Source organism: Natrinema zhouii (assembly GCF_013456555.2).
GTDB lineage: Archaea > Halobacteriota > Halobacteria > Halobacteriales > Natrialbaceae > Natrinema > Natrinema zhouii.
In genome coordinates this window covers 1,265,987-1,281,619 of the sequence record NZ_CP059154.1, presented here as the reverse complement: position 1 = coordinate 1,281,619, position 15,633 = coordinate 1,265,987, and the positions used below count along the sequence as shown (strand labels likewise).

Annotated in this window: 17 protein-coding genes and 1 tRNA gene; 6 read left to right on the top strand and 12 right to left on the bottom strand. The window is 60.7% G+C overall.

The window, feature by feature from the left end; translation table 11 throughout:
- Positions 1–54: 54 nt before the first annotated feature.
- Positions 55–1,035, bottom strand: coding sequence for a class 1 fructose-bisphosphatase (locus HYG81_RS25025; RefSeq protein WP_180842368.1), 981 nt, complete (start codon positions 1,033–1,035; stop codon positions 55–57).
- Positions 1,032–1,814 (bottom strand): class I fructose-bisphosphate aldolase, encoded by a 783-nt coding sequence (locus HYG81_RS25020; RefSeq protein ID WP_180842980.1) that lies wholly within the window; start codon positions 1,812–1,814, stop codon positions 1,032–1,034. The genes HYG81_RS25025 and HYG81_RS25020 overlap by 4 nt, the downstream gene beginning before the upstream one ends.
- 211 nt (positions 1,815–2,025) lie before the next feature.
- Between HYG81_RS25020 and HYG81_RS25015 the strand changes: the two genes are divergently transcribed.
- Complete coding sequence (locus HYG81_RS25015) at positions 2,026–3,105, top strand: alpha/beta fold hydrolase (RefSeq protein WP_180842367.1); 1,080 nt, start codon at positions 2,026–2,028, stop codon at positions 3,103–3,105.
- Positions 3,106–3,178: 73 nt separating this feature from the next.
- Here the strand turns inward: HYG81_RS25015 and HYG81_RS25010 are convergent, their stop codons facing one another.
- From HYG81_RS25010 to HYG81_RS24985, 6 genes are all read right to left on the bottom strand, one after another.
- Positions 3,179–3,973, bottom strand: coding sequence for a hypothetical protein (locus HYG81_RS25010; RefSeq protein WP_180842366.1), 795 nt, complete (start codon positions 3,971–3,973; stop codon positions 3,179–3,181).
- A 107-nt stretch (positions 3,974–4,080) separates the two neighbouring features.
- Positions 4,081–4,854 (bottom strand): diphthine synthase, encoded by a 774-nt coding sequence (gene dph5, locus HYG81_RS25005; protein ID WP_180842365.1) that lies wholly within the window; start codon positions 4,852–4,854, stop codon positions 4,081–4,083.
- A gap of 80 nt (positions 4,855–4,934) precedes the next feature.
- On the bottom strand, positions 4,935–5,453 hold the full coding sequence (locus HYG81_RS25000; protein WP_180842364.1) for a Rieske (2Fe-2S) protein: 519 nt from the start codon (positions 5,451–5,453) through the stop codon (positions 4,935–4,937).
- 101 nt (positions 5,454–5,554) lie between these two features.
- Entirely contained in the window at positions 5,555–6,400 is an 846-nt protein-coding gene (locus HYG81_RS24995; RefSeq protein WP_180842363.1) for a DUF2182 domain-containing protein, read from the bottom strand.
- Positions 6,401–6,500: 100 nt separating this feature from the next.
- Positions 6,501–6,704, bottom strand: coding sequence for a heavy-metal-associated domain-containing protein (locus HYG81_RS24990; RefSeq protein WP_180842362.1), 204 nt, complete (start codon positions 6,702–6,704; stop codon positions 6,501–6,503).
- Positions 6,705–6,912: 208 nt separating this feature from the next.
- Complete coding sequence (locus HYG81_RS24985) at positions 6,913–8,094, bottom strand: tryptophan--tRNA ligase (RefSeq protein ID WP_180842361.1); 1,182 nt, start codon at positions 8,092–8,094, stop codon at positions 6,913–6,915.
- 373 nt (positions 8,095–8,467) lie between these two features.
- On the opposite strand from HYG81_RS24985, the gene HYG81_RS24980 reads away from it, so the two are divergent.
- From HYG81_RS24980 to HYG81_RS24970, 3 genes are all read left to right on the top strand, one after another.
- Positions 8,468–9,457 (top strand): class I SAM-dependent methyltransferase, encoded by a 990-nt coding sequence (locus tag HYG81_RS24980; protein ID WP_180842360.1) that lies wholly within the window; start codon positions 8,468–8,470, stop codon positions 9,455–9,457.
- 100 nt (positions 9,458–9,557) lie between these two features.
- Positions 9,558–9,631: transfer RNA gene (locus HYG81_RS24975), tRNA-Thr, on the top strand.
- 378 nt (positions 9,632–10,009) lie between these two features.
- On the top strand, positions 10,010–11,512 hold the full coding sequence (locus HYG81_RS24970; RefSeq protein ID WP_180842359.1) for a hypothetical protein: 1,503 nt from the start codon (positions 10,010–10,012) through the stop codon (positions 11,510–11,512).
- Positions 11,513–12,032: 520 nt separating this feature from the next.
- Here the strand turns inward: HYG81_RS24970 and HYG81_RS24965 are convergent.
- Positions 12,033–12,326 (bottom strand): hypothetical protein, encoded by a 294-nt coding sequence (locus HYG81_RS24965; RefSeq protein WP_180842358.1) that lies wholly within the window; start codon positions 12,324–12,326, stop codon positions 12,033–12,035.
- Between the two features lie 417 nt (positions 12,327–12,743).
- Entirely contained in the window at positions 12,744–12,992 is a 249-nt protein-coding gene (locus HYG81_RS24960) for a helix-turn-helix domain-containing protein (RefSeq protein WP_180842357.1), read from the bottom strand.
- A gap of 240 nt (positions 12,993–13,232) precedes the next feature.
- Between HYG81_RS24960 and HYG81_RS24955 the strand changes: the two genes are divergently transcribed.
- The gene (locus HYG81_RS24955) at positions 13,233–13,757 is read left to right on the top strand and encodes an SWIM zinc finger family protein (RefSeq protein WP_226777527.1); all 525 of its coding nucleotides are present in this window, start codon (positions 13,233–13,235) and stop codon (positions 13,755–13,757) included.
- Positions 13,758–14,062: 305 nt separating this feature from the next.
- Here HYG81_RS24955 and HYG81_RS45375 read toward each other — a convergent pair whose 3' ends face one another.
- Entirely contained in the window at positions 14,063–14,185 is a 123-nt protein-coding gene (locus tag HYG81_RS45375; RefSeq protein WP_255647678.1) for a hypothetical protein, read from the bottom strand.
- Positions 14,186–14,320: 135 nt separating this feature from the next.
- Here HYG81_RS45375 and HYG81_RS24950 point away from each other — a divergent pair, with 135 nt between their 5' ends.
- Complete coding sequence (locus tag HYG81_RS24950) at positions 14,321–14,566, top strand: hypothetical protein (protein WP_180842355.1); 246 nt, start codon at positions 14,321–14,323, stop codon at positions 14,564–14,566.
- Between the two features lie 228 nt (positions 14,567–14,794).
- Here HYG81_RS24950 and HYG81_RS24945 read toward each other — a convergent pair whose 3' ends face one another.
- Complete coding sequence (locus tag HYG81_RS24945; RefSeq protein WP_226376039.1) at positions 14,795–15,547, bottom strand: polymer-forming cytoskeletal protein; 753 nt, start codon at positions 15,545–15,547, stop codon at positions 14,795–14,797.
- Between the last annotated feature and the right edge of the window lie 86 nt (positions 15,548–15,633).

Here is a 15,633-nt window from a genome sequence, read left to right as displayed (position 1 = left end):
GCGAGCGCCTCGACTTGGTAACGAACCTCGGTTCAGCAATCGAAGTCACACTCGTTACTCGGTCCCGAGGGCGGATTCTATCCGGCCGATCGGCTCCGGAGAGCCGACGAAGACCGGCACGCGTTCGTGCAGACCGTTCGGATCCCGCTGTCGGAGCCGGCTCGGTGCCGTGTCTGTATCGGCCTCACCCCCGACCGTGGAACCGTCGATCGCTCGGCCGCCGGCAGTCTCGACGACGTGTGCGATCGGATTCGCCTCGTACTGCAGGCGCAAGACGCCGTCCGGTCGGCGATCGGTGGCCGGATAGCAGAGCACCCCGCCGTGTTCGAGGAGCGTCACCACGTCGGCGACTGCCGCGCCGCAGTACCGCAACCGTCGCTCGGCGCGGAACGAATCGAAGAGATCCAGCAGGGTCGGCGACAGATCGTCGCGGCGGCCGGAGTAGCCACAGACGCCGTCGATCTCGTCGCCAGCACCGTCCGCGGCACGCTCGCTCGCGAGAGAAACCCGGTGTGGATCGGTTCGCTCACCGTCCTCGTCGACCCGATACCGAACCACGTCGCCGTCGGCCGCGACGGTCATCGTGACAGTCGGCCCGAAGATCACGATTGCGCTCGCGACGAGGTCGGTGCCGCGGGCCGGCAGCGGCGCGTCGTAGATCCCCAGGACCGTCCCGATCGGGGCGTTCGCGGCGAGGTTGTCCGAGCCGTCGAGCGGGTCGATGGCGACGCCGTACCCGTCGCCGCAGTCGAGCGCCTCGGTGCGTTCCTCGCTCGCGTAGGCGCCGACCGCCTCGAGCGACGCGATCGCCTCGCGAAAGCGGTCGTCGAGCCATCGATCGGCCGCCGACTGATCGTCGCCGGTCGGGTTGCGTTCGTCGGTCGCCCGGTCGTCGTCACCGCCAGTGGCGGCGGGAGCCGTAGCGGCGTCGCGGTGGCCGCGCAGACGCGGCAGTTCGGCGGGCACGTCGGCGGCGACCGCCCCGACCGCGTCCAGGATCGGTTCGTGGTCGGCGTCCGGATCGGCCACGGTCATAGCGCGCCGTCGGCCGACGCGCCCTCGAATATCACTTGCTCGAGGGCGTCGAGGATCCGTTCGGGGTTCTCTCGCTGCCAGACGTTTCGACCGACGGCGAGCCCGCCCGCACCGGCGTCCATGGCGGCTTCGACCGTCGAGAGGAACTCGTAATCGCTCGTCTTCGACCCGCCGCTCAGGACGACCCGGACGTCGCCGGCCGCGTCGACCGCGTGCGAGAGCGCCTCCGGACTGCGCGGGTACTTCACCTTCGCGATGTCGGCGCCCAACTCGAGTCCGATCCGGGCCGCGTAGGCGATGACCTCGGGGCGTCGGTGTTCCTTGATCGCCTGGCCGCGCGGATACGACCACATGGCGACGGGAAGACCGTGGTCGCGCGCTCGTTCTTGGACCGCGCGGAACTCCTCGATCATCTCCGGCTCGCGGTTCGTGCCCGGGTAAACGGTGTAGCCGATCGCATCGGCGCCGATCTCGACGGCACTTTCGACCGACCACGTCCGCGGCGAGTACGGTTCGCCCTCCCAGAGACTCGAGGTCCCGTTGCACTTCGCGAGCAACGCCACGTCGTCCTCGTAGGAGGGGTAGTACGTCTCGGCGAGTCCCTTCTGGACGGCCAGCGCGGTGACCGCGTCGTGGGTCGCCATCTCGAAGATCGTCTCCGGATCGAGCCGATCCTCGACGCCCTCGAACGCCGTCGGCCCGTGCTCGAGGCCGTGGTCGTGGGCGAGGATGAGCGATTTCCCGTTTCGACTGATCGGTGTCTCGTCGAACGCTTTCATGTCTCGTCCCATTCGAATCCAGTGATGAATTATTTTCGGATATGATCGTTTCTGATCGATACTCTAGAATTAATATTGCCAGTGTTCACTGAGTGACATCGATCGTGACCGATCCCGAATCCGGGAGACGGGAGTAGCCATCGCGCTCGAACCGACACCGGTTGTGAAAGCAATCCCGACACCTATCACACTCGCCGTGATTGAGGCAGGTATGCCTCGGGACGACACCCTCGCTGGCGTCGACTCGCGAACCGTCGAAACCGACCGCCTCGAGACGCACTACCTCGAGTCCGGCGGGTCCGGTCGAGCCGACGAGGGCGAAACCGTCGTCTTCCTCCACGGCAACGTCTCTTCCTCGCGATTTTTCGAAGACGTGATGGCGGACCTCTCGAGTCGTCACCGAGCGATCACGCCCGACTTGCGGGGCTACGGCGATTCGGAGACGAAACCGGTCGACGCGACGAACGGGCTCGGCGACTTCGAGGGCGACCTGCACGCGCTGGTGACCGAACTCGACCTTGCGAGACCGTTCGTTCTCGTCGGCTGGTCGAACGGCGGCGGTGTCGCGATGCGGTACGCGATCGATCACCCCGAGGCCGTCTCCGAACTCGTCCTCGTTAACCCGCTCTCGCCGTACGGGTTCGGCGGCACGAAAGACGTCGACGGAACGCCCTGCTTCGACGACTACGCGGGTTCGGGCGGCGGAATCGGCAACGACGACTTCGTCGCGGGACTCGCCGACCGCGACCGGAGCGTGGAGGGCCAGACGTCCCCGCGAAAGGTCCTCCGAACCTACTACGTCGACCCGACCCACGAGTTCGACGGTGAGCGCGAGGAATCGTATCTGACGGGGATGCTCGATACGGCGACCGGCGACGGGAACTATCCGGGTTCCTCGAAGCCGAGCGACAACTGGCCCGGCATCGCACCGGGCGAAACCGGTGTGAACAACGCCATCTCGCCGAAGTACTGTGAACTCGAGGCGATCACCGAGATCGATCCCGACGAGAAACCGCCCGTGCTGTGGATCCGCGGCGATTCCGACCAGATCGTCTCGAACGCCTCCCTGTTCGATCTCGGTACGCTCGGTCGAATGGGCGAACTCCCGGAGTGGCCCGGCGAGGACGTCTTCCCGCCCCAGCCGATGGTCGACCAGACCCGCGCCGTCCTCGAGACCTACGCCGACCGCGGCGGCGAGTTCGAGGAAGTCGTCTTCGGGAACACGGGACACACGCCCCACGTCGAGGTCCCCGGCGACTTCCTGGATCGACTCGAGTCGGTGTTAGACTAACCGCCAGTCCGGTATCGGCTGCCTGTGATGGACGAGTTGAGCGCCTCGACCGTTCTTAGCGACCCGGTCGTTCTCACTCCGCTTCGTCGTCGTTCGGATCCGTTCTCGACATCGACCGAAGCGTCGACAGCCCGCGGTTCCGGGTTACGCCCTTCGAGATCCTGACGCCGTCGAACGTGCCCGCCCAGCGCTCGTCGCTCGCGCCGAGGTGGTCCATGTAGTAGGCGAAGCCGCCGAGCCACACCAGCGCGGCCGTGAGCGCGAGAAAGGCGATCACCGAGACGAGCATCGACGGGCCGAGCGCACCGACCGCGATTCCGGCGACGACGTAGACGAACGCGGCGATAACGATGAGGACGGTAATCGTCGCGAACATGTCGTTGACGGCCGTCACCCGCGCGTTGTACTCGATCCACTGCCCGTAGCTCCGGAGCAGTCGCACCTCGAACCGATCCGCGTCGCTCTCGGGATCGCCCCGAGCCGTCGCGAGCGCGGCGTCGACCGCGTCTCCGTCGATGCCGCCTCTGAGATTCGAAGCCGTGTACGTTACTCCAGCGAGCCCCGTCGAGACCAACAGGAGGAGTGCGCTGGTAATCGAAAAGATGTTGACGAACGGCGCGATATCGAGGTCGGTCTGAACGACGATCGAACCGCCCGTGACGACCAGGCCGATCAACAGGAGGTTCGCTTTCAGAATCTCGATCGCCTTCTCGTCTATCTCCTGAATCCGTTCGACCTGGTAGTCGAACGTCGTCCGAAGTTCCTCGCGGGCCAGCTCGAGGGTGTCCCGGTCGAGATCGGTTTCATCGCCCTCCGTCTCCGATCCGTCCGGACGGGCCGCCCCCGCTGTGCCCTCCCGTCTGCTCATAGGCCACTGTTTCCCACCCCGGTCGTAAATATGCCGGCCTCCGGGTCCGGTGGATACACCGTACTCTGGAGCTGATACAACGCACCGCCCCGCAGTCAGATCCGGCGTCAGGCGATATCCAGGGTGTCCCGGTCCGCCCCGGCCAGTTCGACCAGCGCGTCGGCCTCGAGCAGGTGACACTCACCGGGGATCACGAGCAGGTGTAACGGCTCCCCGAACTCGCGATCTGCCAGTTCGGCCATCGTTCCGGCCGCGACGAGTGGAACGGGGCTGCCCGCGCGGGCGACGACGACGCCCACGAGGTCGGGGTACTCCTCGGCGAGCAGATCAGCACCGACGTCGGCGGTCATGTACTCCCCGCGCTCGGCCTTTATGTCCAGATAGACGACGGTGTGAAGGCCATCGGCGCGATTATCGTCGATCGTCTCGGTGACGCTCGCCGGAAGGCCGTCGGCGCCGTGGGCGTACGGGAACGGCAGCGTCGTCGCCTTGCCGAATCGGTAGTTCTGTAGCCCGGTCAGCGCGCTGGTAGCCGTCTGGGCGGTGACGCCGTGGATCACCCGCGTCTCGATTCCGCGGTCGTGGGCCCGCAGCCGGAGGTCGACGTGGGTCGTCGAGATCATCGTATCGCCCGCCGTCAGGAACGCGACGTCTTCGCTCTCGGCCGCTGCGAGCATGTCGCCGGGATCTTGTTCGACGCCGGCGCGGTCCCGGACCTCGATCTCGAGGTCGTGATACGACTCGAGGTCGTCGATCGTCGTCCCGATCAGCTGACTGGTATAAAATTCGGCGTAGACGCGGTCGGCCGCCTGCAGGGCGTCCCGGCCCTCGACGGTGATCGAGCGCTCGTCGTAGAGACCGAGGCCGATGAAGGTGAGCATAGGCGCTCGTAGTCGTAGCGCGCGGAATACGTTTTCGAGACGCGTACAATCCTTCGAGAGTCAGTCGCTGCCGTGGACGATCAGAACCCGATATGGGAGGTCGACGCGGGACCGCCGTCGTCATCGCCCTCGTTGATCCCGCCCTCGTGGGCGAAGGTCACATGGCCGTCGGTCAGATAGACGACGCCGTCGTCGACGCTGATTTCGACGGCTGGAAGCGTCGTGTCGGCCGCCTCGCCGTTGTCGCAATAGCCCGAGCAGGAGTCGAACATCGAGCCGTGTTTCGGACAGATGATCTGTCCGTCGCGCATCGCGGCCCCGCGGCCCGTATCGAGTCGCTGGGCTTCGTGGGTGCAGCGATTGATCCACGCCTCGACGCCGTCGTCGGGAGCGTCAGCGACCGAGGGCTCGGAAGGCGCTCCGCGTCTTCCGGTGTCGTCGACCGCAGACCGACTGCTCGTGGAACCGTGTTCCACGCTGTCCTCGCAGGGGACGAGAATCGCTTCGTCCGGTTCGCCGTACTGGTCTCGGATCGTAAACAGCCACGACCGATTCTCGTGAACCGTCTCGACGGTCGTGAGTCGGCGGCGCTCGCTCATCTCGATAGAGGTACGCGCGCCGAACGGAAAAGCGCTCTCGAGGCGGCGAACGCAACGTCCCCGTTTCCGACGGCTCACGGCGGCCGCGGTACGCGGTCGCCTCAGAGGGCGAACGCGATGGGGAGAGCCGGACGGACCACCAGAACGATCGCGCCGGCAACGAGCGAGACGAGACCGATGCCGACGGCGATCTCCTCACCCCAAGACGGGAGGCGTTCTATCGTGACGATCCCCGTCAGTGCGACCATCCAAACGTGGTTCATCTCACCGAACGCGATCATCACGAGGAAGAAGACCCCGAAGCAGGTGAGGATACAGCGCACGCCGTGATACAACCCCTCCCGGATCGCGAGGAGGACGCCGTCCTGATGGGACGGAACGTTGGCACAACACGTCCGCAGGAACGACCGTTTGAACCTCGAGAGCTGGTAGATCCCGGTGAGGACGAGGACGCCACCGACGACGAAGTGTGTGTACTCGCGGGTAACGCCGTAAATTCCGCCCGGGAGAACCGCGTTGTACAGGAGCGGAACGCAGGCCGTGATCAGCCAGACGGCGTAGTAACTGACGAGAAACGAAGCCAGCGCCCGCGCTGCGCCGATAGCCGATCCTCGATACGCGGCGGTGTATTCCCGGGTAAACCGCATCATCGCCGGTTGCATCATCGCCCACATCATCACGCCCCACATGGCGGTGTAGCCGGCGACCGCCTCGAGCGTCCCGACGTGGAAGACGCCGCGTTCCATCGCGCCGGGCGCGGCCATCGGGATTTCGGCCGTCACGAGTAGCCACTGCCTCCCCGGCATCGGGACGTGACCACCGTACAACAGCAGCCACCAGATCGCGTCGAGGCCGAGCATGGCCGCGACGACTGCGGTCGTCCGATCGATGTCGACGGCGCAGCGATCTGTCGTCCCTTCGAATACGGACCGGAGCGAGACACTCATGGGGGGATCCCGCGCTCGAGAGCGCGATGGGCCGACGCCAGCAGTTCAGGGTCCGAATGGCACATTGGACGGGAGATCGACGAGTTGTCACCGAACATCACTATTCGAGAACGTCGTAACCGGCTTGCTCGATCGCGTCCCGAACTCGTGGTTTCGCCGACGGGTCCCCGTGGACCGTCACTCGGCCGGTCGTTGCATCGGTATCCACGCGGCCCACGCCGGGGAGAGCCGCCACTGCGCCGGTGATTACTATCTCGCAGCCTTCACACGTCATGTCGGGAACCTCGAGCGTATATTCGTCCATGCTGCATCCGGACAACGAGTCGACGGCGTATAAATTACTAAAATACTGATGTTTTCTGGAGTGAACGGTATTGCAGACTAGACTCGGGCACCCGTCGTGGTCGAATGGGATTCAGTAGGGTGAGCGACCGACACTACTCGGTAGCACGAGAACTGAAATACATCTACCCTCGGTAATTTTAGAGGCGGAAGGCCTCGGGGAAGAGTGTCTATTGCTGAACCAGAGAGCTGTCGGGGTATCCTGCCCGTCGCCGCGCATCCTGTCGCTCACTCTCTGTCAAGCGGAACTGTTCCAACTCGTCTTCGAGCGAGCCGAGTGCCCTACGACGTTCTTGATGTGCTTCGAGGAAGTTCGCGATATTCTCTGCCGCCATCTCTTTGAGTTCACCACTCAGGAGCGACCCCTCTCGATACTCGCGTGCAAGCCGTTCTACCTGCTCATCACTTTCTTCAAAGAAGTAATACAAGAACTGATACGAGACATCTACCTCGGGGTTCCCTCCCTGCTCTCGATGTTCTTCGAGACCCGTCTGGCCACCAGAATAAGCATGGGTGCGGATTTTATCGAAGACCGTTTCCCGGTCGTCTGAAAGGAGGATACTCGGTGCGTCGTCGGACGAACTCATCTTCCCCGGCCCTTCGAGGCTCGGGAGAAACTTCGAGAGCAAGGCACCGGGCTTGGCCACGTCATACCGTTCCTTGGCCGCGATGTCCCGGCAGACTCGAACGTGGGGGTCTTGGTCAACCGCAATCGGGACGAGCGTCGGATGGCGACCCTCCACAAGTTGTGGGAAGAGGAGGTGTGTAGCTTGGACGGCAGGATAGAACGAGAGGCCGATATTCTCGGGGTCTCCATACGTTGCGTCCACGGTCGCTTGCGTCACTTCCTTGGCGAATGCAGTTGCTAGAGGATACATCACGTCAGCGTCAGCCGTGTCTACGATGATTCGGGTTCGTTCGGGGTCGAACCCGACCGCGAGAAGGTCGAGGAGGTTCTCGCGGGTGTAGTCGCTAATCTCGCCCAGCGACTTGTCTTTGAGGAAATACTTCTCGTCGTCGGAGAACGGGATGTAGACGAGGGTTCCCGTCCGGTCTTGCAGATACTTAGCGAAGTAAAACGGGAAGATGTGACCGATGTGCATCGGCCCTGAGGGGCCGCGTCCCGTCACGATGGAGTGTAGTTTATCGTCGCTGGCGGCGTCAAGGAATGGGTCTACGTCCCGCTCTGCATAGAACACGTTACGGCGCACGAGCGGATGGCCGGGGTCAGGAAACTTAGCCTTCTGCTCGGTAGTGAGGGCATCAGCCCCGAACTTGTCGAGGAGTCGGTCGTAGTCGATGTCGCCTTCGACGGCGTATGGCGTTACGGTGAAGTTGTCTTCTGCTGGCATCTGTGTTTGATAGTTGTAGTCACTTTGGAGGCGATGCGATTGAGAAAGGGAGTGAGCATCGCGGTCGAATCCGCCGGGTGAAGCCCGTCCGACCCTAAACCGCGATACTGTCCGCTTCCCGAGACGCGTGCCAACGCCAGCAATTGGCGTGGGAAGTGGACACCATACTGACATCGACGAGGCTGCTCCCCTTATAGGTTTTGTTGCTCTACTCGTCTCGCAATCAACAGACCAATCCAACCAATTATTCTTGACGTGTCTGACTTCTGCAGACGGTTTTTATATAGCACGCCTTGATTTATAGCCGCCGTTCGTCTCCGGGCGCTGCTGTCAAAAACGTCAGCGTTACGGCGACCCACCGGCCAGTTTGCGTATGGAAGTGCCGTGCGTCCGCGTCGCGCGCGAAGCTGGAGAAGCGACGCGAACATCGCTCGCCGAGGCGGACCTGATCGACGACGCGTACGAGATTAGCGTCGCGGACGGCCAGCTCTACATCCCGGTCACCGACCCCGACGCCGCGTCGGCGGTGCTCGAGGAGTACGAGATCGTCCTCCAGAACGTCACCGAGCGCGAGAGTCAGACCACGCCGGGGGAGCTCCTCGCCTTCGACCCCACCTACGAACGACTCGGCGAGGCCGCGCTCATCGACGAGGACGACCCCGAGCGCGCACGAGAAATCGCGGACGCCATCCTCGAGTCGGATCTCCCCGTCGAGACCGTCCTGAACAAGGCTTCGAAAGTCAAAGGCGAGACGCGCGTGCGCGACTGGGAGCTGCTCGCCGGCGAGAACACGGAGGTCGTCCACCGGGAGTACGGCTGCGAGTTCGCGCTGGACCTCGCGACGGTCTACTTCTCGCCACGGCTTGCGACCGAACGCCACCGCGTGGCCGAGCAGGTAGACGCGAACGAGCACGCCTTCGATATGTTCGCGGGCGTCGGCCCCTTCGTGATCCCGTTCGCGAAACGCGGCGCGGAGTGTGTCGGCGTGGACATCAACGCCGAGGCGATCGAGTACCTCTGCGAGAACGCTCGGCGGAACGGGGTTGCAGACCGCGTGACCGCCCTCAACGACGACGTTCGCGATGTGGCTACCGAATACGAAAACTGGGCCGACCGACTCGTGATGAACCTCCCCCACAGCGCCGACGAGTTCCTCGAGTCGGCCGTTCTCCTAGCCAGCGACGACTGTACGCTCCACTATTACGACATCCAGCACGAAGACGACCCGTTCGGGCCGGGCGAACGTGCAATTCGCGCAGCTGCCGAACCCGAGTATTCGGTCACCGTCGAAACGCGTCACACCGTCCGATCCTACGCTCCCCACGAGCTGAACGTCTGTCTGGACGTCCGCCTCGAGCGGTAACCAGGCGAATCGGATCGTCGTCTGACACGTACCCGTCGCACGTGCGCATCAATTCGCAATCCTTATGGCTGGTATCGGTCCTACGAATGAATGCACTCGCGCCGGTGTAGCTCAGACTGGCAGAGCGAATCCTTCGTAAGGATTAGGTCAAGGGTTCAAATCCCTTCACCGGCTTAATACTTCAGGTTCAAAGCCTCTACCTACTGGTATCGTCGATTCTGAACGTTCAGGATCTCCTCATAGATGGAACCTGAGGTTCAAAGCCCAGCATGATCGCTCGGCTACACGCATAGAAATCGGGATGTCGGCCGAGTATTCCCATGAGGCTCGGCCAGCGGTCGAGACATCCGGTGATGATTACTGCGGAGACTGTATCCTGATCATCGGACTGCAGGCGGTTGATACGATTGCGACATCACTAACTCAGACGGTCAAGCAATCGATTTCCGGCAGTCAGACTTGGTTAGAGGCGTTCGAATCGACAACGCGGTGGTTCCATCGATCCTTGCCGATCGTTGCCCAAGCAGGTGCGGACAACGGGGGTGTTCAGTGATGGTCCGCACCGATACGACATCGGCGCGGGATCGAACGCGCTCGAAGGGCGGACTGTCATTCGAGCATAACGTGACGGGTGACGATGGCCAGCGACGGATCACGATTCACCAAGATGTCGACCCAGCAGACGGTAGCCGGATCACAACGGCCGAACCTGACGTGGACACGCTGGCCTACGACGCGCGGCCGACAGCGCCACATATCCCGGGGTCGGGCGAGCGATACGACACCTGCGGCGACCCGTTCCATGGCCTATTCTGCCCGGACTGCGCGGCGACACAGGAGGTAGGACAAACGTGCCAACGATCGCGGTGCGAGAGGTGCTACAAGTCATGGTGTTTCCGGCGAGCGAAGACACAGGTGGCGAAACTCGAGAGCCTACGCCACGACCTCGAACAGCGGGAATCGGGCTGGCAGAAGTTCCACCACCTAACAGTCAGTTTTCGACCTGACGTGCGAGTTCGATCCGATGACCCGGTCAAGCAGCTGCGGAAGATCACGCAGGCGCTCCTCGATCAGATTGGCGTTGAGCACGGACTTGCAGTCTTCCACAACTACCGGATCAAACCCGAGTACTGCGGTGACGTGTTTGGTCACGAGAGCGGCGACGGAGATCTCAATTGGTGTAATATCCTCAGTGAGAAACTCGAGAGCGAAGAGTGGCCAGCGGCCGCGGTTTATGATGAGTTCCTCGAGTACGCGCCCCACTTCCACGTCTTTGCTGTCGCTGACTTCGTTCAGTGCGGAGCAGTGACCAAGCAGATTGCCGACGATACAGGCGTGGTGATCCACAGAATTTCGGATGACGACGGGAAGTCACTCGAGACAATTGAGGACCTCGCGGCAGCGACGATGTACGCACTCTCCCACGTTGGGCTCAAGCAGCGGGGGAACTCATACCGGGCATGCTATCAGGCGTTCGGGCGGCTTGCAAACCATGCCGCGGAGGACTGGGCGCTCGCGAAGGCCGACGACGCATGTCGTGAGACGGCATCGGATGTACTCGGCCTCTCGCTCGCGAAACCAGAGTGTGACGCGCATATCGAACCAGCGACGGACAACGAGGACATGGTCACACCAGACGACACTGATGACCCGATCGAGGCCATGAACTCATCGGGTCTGGGGCCAACCACAGCAACCTCGAGCCTACGATCGTCGACAGCATCGGCTGGGACTGGGCACCGGACAGATACGTCACGACCGTTCGCTGCGGGTGGCGATCAGACGGGATTGCTTTCGGACGTACCGGATTGGATCAACGAGCCGATATGCGGTGAAACACTGACGCAGTCAACAGAGCGCTGCGGGACGACCATGCGACCGATCCGCTGCGCTGGGGAGTACCTCGAGAGCGTAGACTGGTGCGAAACGATCGACGAAGGTCGATTAGATGGCCTCAAGGACGCTTATACCGAGTATCAAGACCTTGGCAAACCTGAGCCAGTCGATGATCCACCACCGACGGATGTGGATACTGACGCGCCGGTTGCGGACTAACTGACGCGACTGCGGCGGGTTCGCAACGACGGCCAGCGATAGCACTGTCTCACTGACCTTCTATTCCTCACGATTCCGGATGAAACTCACAGCGCTGGTAGCGTCGAGAATCACACCCCATAGTCAGGTGAGAATGACCACGTAATCATAGCGCTCGCTGGTGAAGATCGGTGGTTCGAGGCGGATGAATGAAAGGGTCCTCTCATTAGCGGTCCATGCTCTCTTTGAATAGCGATACCGGCCAGCAACGCGGGATGTGGCCATAGCACCACATTTGGACGCCGTCGGCGATATCTACCAAGCGTTCAGGCAGCGGCGGTGCAGAGTCAATGAAGGGGTCTTCTCATATGTTGTCTATCCTTGCCAAGATGGCCCGCGAAACATCCCGACCCGCGGTGCACATTTCTGATTCTTATCCCGCCTGCGAATCAGCCCTTTGGGCGGTAGATAGCCTTATTTCACTAATTTGACCGAATGTACCGTCATGAGTGGGAAAACCATTGATAATAGAATTATATTACTATGCTCCAACTCCGCCAGCAACCATGAGGAGTATGAGATAAACCAGTATTGCTAACCACCGAGAGAATCTCACGTTAAGTTCCTCTTCGATCATTTTCCGGGTTGGGGGTAGCCCAAAGATACCAGCAACAAACAGAACGATCGAGCCACCGATCATCACGCCTTGTGCAATGGAAGCGACTGCAGCAAGTATAGTTAACACACCAACTAACCATGCAACAATACCACCGATACTCAGCTCAGTTGGATCTCTCTTCTCGTCTACTGTTTCCGTTGGACTTGGTTGCGCCATTTTCCACCCTCCGTGGTAATAGTCACCATACCACATTATAATACCCGGACTATGTCAGAAGGAGAATTGATAATAAAATAGTATTAATTATCTTTCAGGATGTTCAATTCAACTGGATAGAGCACCGGTTATCAGAGGTCGTACTCGACGGTGCCGGCCCAGTTATTCGTCGGCTTGTGGATCATCTTGCTACGAACGCGGGTAGATCACCACCCAAACAGCGTCCTATCCGGGTCAAACGCATTAGCAATGGTCTCAGAACGTCTATGTGTGATGATGCTGAATAATGGTATCTCCTCGAGGCAGGTGGAACAGCCGACCGATCAGTTGTTCCAGCCTCTGAGTCGAGCCGAGATTGCATTGTATTTGCTGCCCTATACCGCTCGTAGCTGTTGCTGTTCATTAGGCACCAGTCGATCATTCACGATGGGGGATCCACCAAATACGACCGCGAGCGCCGACCTTCTTGGTTCGTAATTCACCCTCGTCAACGAGATCGTTTAGTTTGTTATGGGCAGTGCGACGGGCCATGTCGGCATGCTCAGCGACAGTTCCGGCATCCAAGGGTTCGGCACTATCCTCGAGTTCATCGAAGACGGCCCGGACGCGATCAACTGGAATGTGGTCATCAAATTCGCCCGTGTCGGAACGTTCGCGGTCAGCCATCGGTATATCTGGTATATGCACACAACGGCATTAATGTCGTGGGCCTACGATGGCATAAGATCATTGCGCACAACGGCATTAGAATCCTGAAAGTTGCGAAATTCGGCATCTGCACACCTTTATGGCCTATTCCGTTGTAGGCATAGGTAGAGGGAGACAAGGCTCATGGGCAATCGGAAATTGCCCACGGCGCTGGAACGCCGCGAGCTCGGGTCTGCCTCGAAACCAAGGTGCGAGACAATGACCCAACGAACCTACGCGACCGACGGCCGTAAAGCCGACGAACTGTGTATCGACGCTCGCGATGTGCGGGCGATTGAGCAAGAACTGACGGTGATGGACGACTCAATCAACCCTGCGCTCGAGGACGGGGAGTTCGAGATTGTGAGTGAGAGCGGTTCGACGTATCTCGTCGATGCGTTCGGCGGGACGTGTACCTGCCCAGACTGCCAACACAACAACAATCACTGCAAACACCTTCGGCGTGTGACGTTCGAGACGGGGATGCGGCCACTGGACGCGCTGCTCCTCGACCAGCTTGACGTATCCGACCAGCTGAACGGTGAACACGTTGATGGCGAGCCGAAGGTCGTGCCACCGCAAGACTCGCTTGACACGGACACTGAGACGGCAGAGCGAGCGATTGCAGACGGAGGTCAACGACCGGCTGACTGTTGCTGTGTCGAAGGCCATGATCTGCCGTGCTTCATGTGCTACAACGCTGGATTTCGAGAGAATGTGCACACTGGAGGTGATGACCGATGAGCGAGCGCTGTCGGCTCTGCGATGGTAACCTGCGCCTCGTGCGGGCGGGTAGTTCGGACGATGAGCGATACGTGACCGAAGCGGTTCGCTGTGAGAACTGTCGAAAGGGCGGTGAGCGACTGCGGGCTCGAGACGGCGATATGATCGTGACTCGAGTCGGCCCCGTGTTCGATCAGTGCCGAGACCACAGTGACGAGATAAGATGGTGTCCCGACTGTGAGCACGAGCGGCCAGGGAGTGTCGTTGAGCATGTGCCCAGTAGTGTCGTGGCGTGGCGCTGCCGACGATGCGGCCATGAAGCAGACCTATGCGACGTGCCGGAGGTAGAACCCGACGAGCACGCTGCTGAGCGACTCGACGGGATCGAGCAGGCAGCACTCCGTGACCTCGAGCAGCGCACGGCTGTCGCACTGGAGCGCCGTGCTCAACTGCTGCGGGGACTGGACCGATGACTCGAGCCGGCTGCCCCCGGTGTGAGTGTGAGACGTTTCCGGTGGAGATCGACGACAAGAACGCGCAGCACTGTCGCGGTCACTGTGGCATCGTCTACGTGGCCAGCGACAATGACTGACAACTGCTGCGACCACTGCGGGGCAGTCCTCGAGCCGGTGACCGCCGTTCAAGCAATCGTCTCGACGGGCTTTGGTGCTGGCAACGATCGGACGCGGTCGTTCTGTGATCGTGTCTGCCGTGCGAAGTGGCGAGATTCCGAAGTCGATGTGGTGCTCGTACGGACGCGACAGACGACGCTGGCTGCCTTCGATTCGGACGTGAGTGATCCATCGCAGCAGATTGTGTGGTCACACTGACAACGCGCTGGTGGGCCACAATCACATGTGGTCCCACCTGAATTGAAGATTGAAGGAGTCACTATGGGAGTTGGCTTTCGAAAACAGGAAATCTGAGATCAAATCATCTACCGTTAATTCCGGCCAGACTTGCCGTGAACCATCTGGCAAGTATATGTTCGAACTGAGCAGACTGGCAATCAAAACAGAACAGGGTGTAATTGATGCTACTGATGAGAGTGAGTTGACTTAGTCATCGTCATCATCAGCATCGTCATCACCGCCGGTATCATCAGCATCGTCATCACTGCTTTGGTTCTGTCGACTCTGTTGGGATGATTCGGTTGTCTCCCCGGAGATATCACCGTCAACTTCGGCACTCGGATGGCGTTCGACAGCATTTGCGGTAATGTTACCGCCAACCTCCGCGTCTTCTTCGAGGCGGACGTTCCCGTCCGCATTCGGAATTGGTTCGAGATCGTCTCGCTGTTCAAACAAAACACCCGCACCGAGATCGCCATCGACTTCCGCGTCTGATTGGAGGAGTACGTCACCGCCTGCTGCGATTGTTCCGTCGATTTCAGCGTCCTCTTGGAGCGCGACATGCCCCCCTGCGCTCACATCGTCATCGACTGCCGCATCCGGTTCGAGTCGAGCATGCTGGCCCACTGTAACGGTTCCATCAACCGCTGCATCTTCTTCGATGACGACCGATCCGTTCGCAGTGAGGTTGCCATCGAGTTCGACATCAGCAGTGACGACGACATCGCCAACGCTCTCTATGTCGTCGTCCGTATCACTGTCGATGATTACGTCTGCGTTCTCTCGGTTCTCGATAGGCCACGAATCATCGATTTCCGCCGCGTCAAGCGGACTATACTCTGTATCATCCTGTGTCGTATTACTTTCCTCTTGAGCAGCACCAACATATCCTGCAAATCCAGCAGTGAGTGTTCCAGCCGTCAGTACAAGCATTCCACGCCGCTTCATCTGATTTTCCACACGTCGAGTGACGCTACGAGCAGTGATAAAGCCCTATAGAAAGTCCCCAGACAAAGAAAATAACTGGACTATTATGTCTATATAGT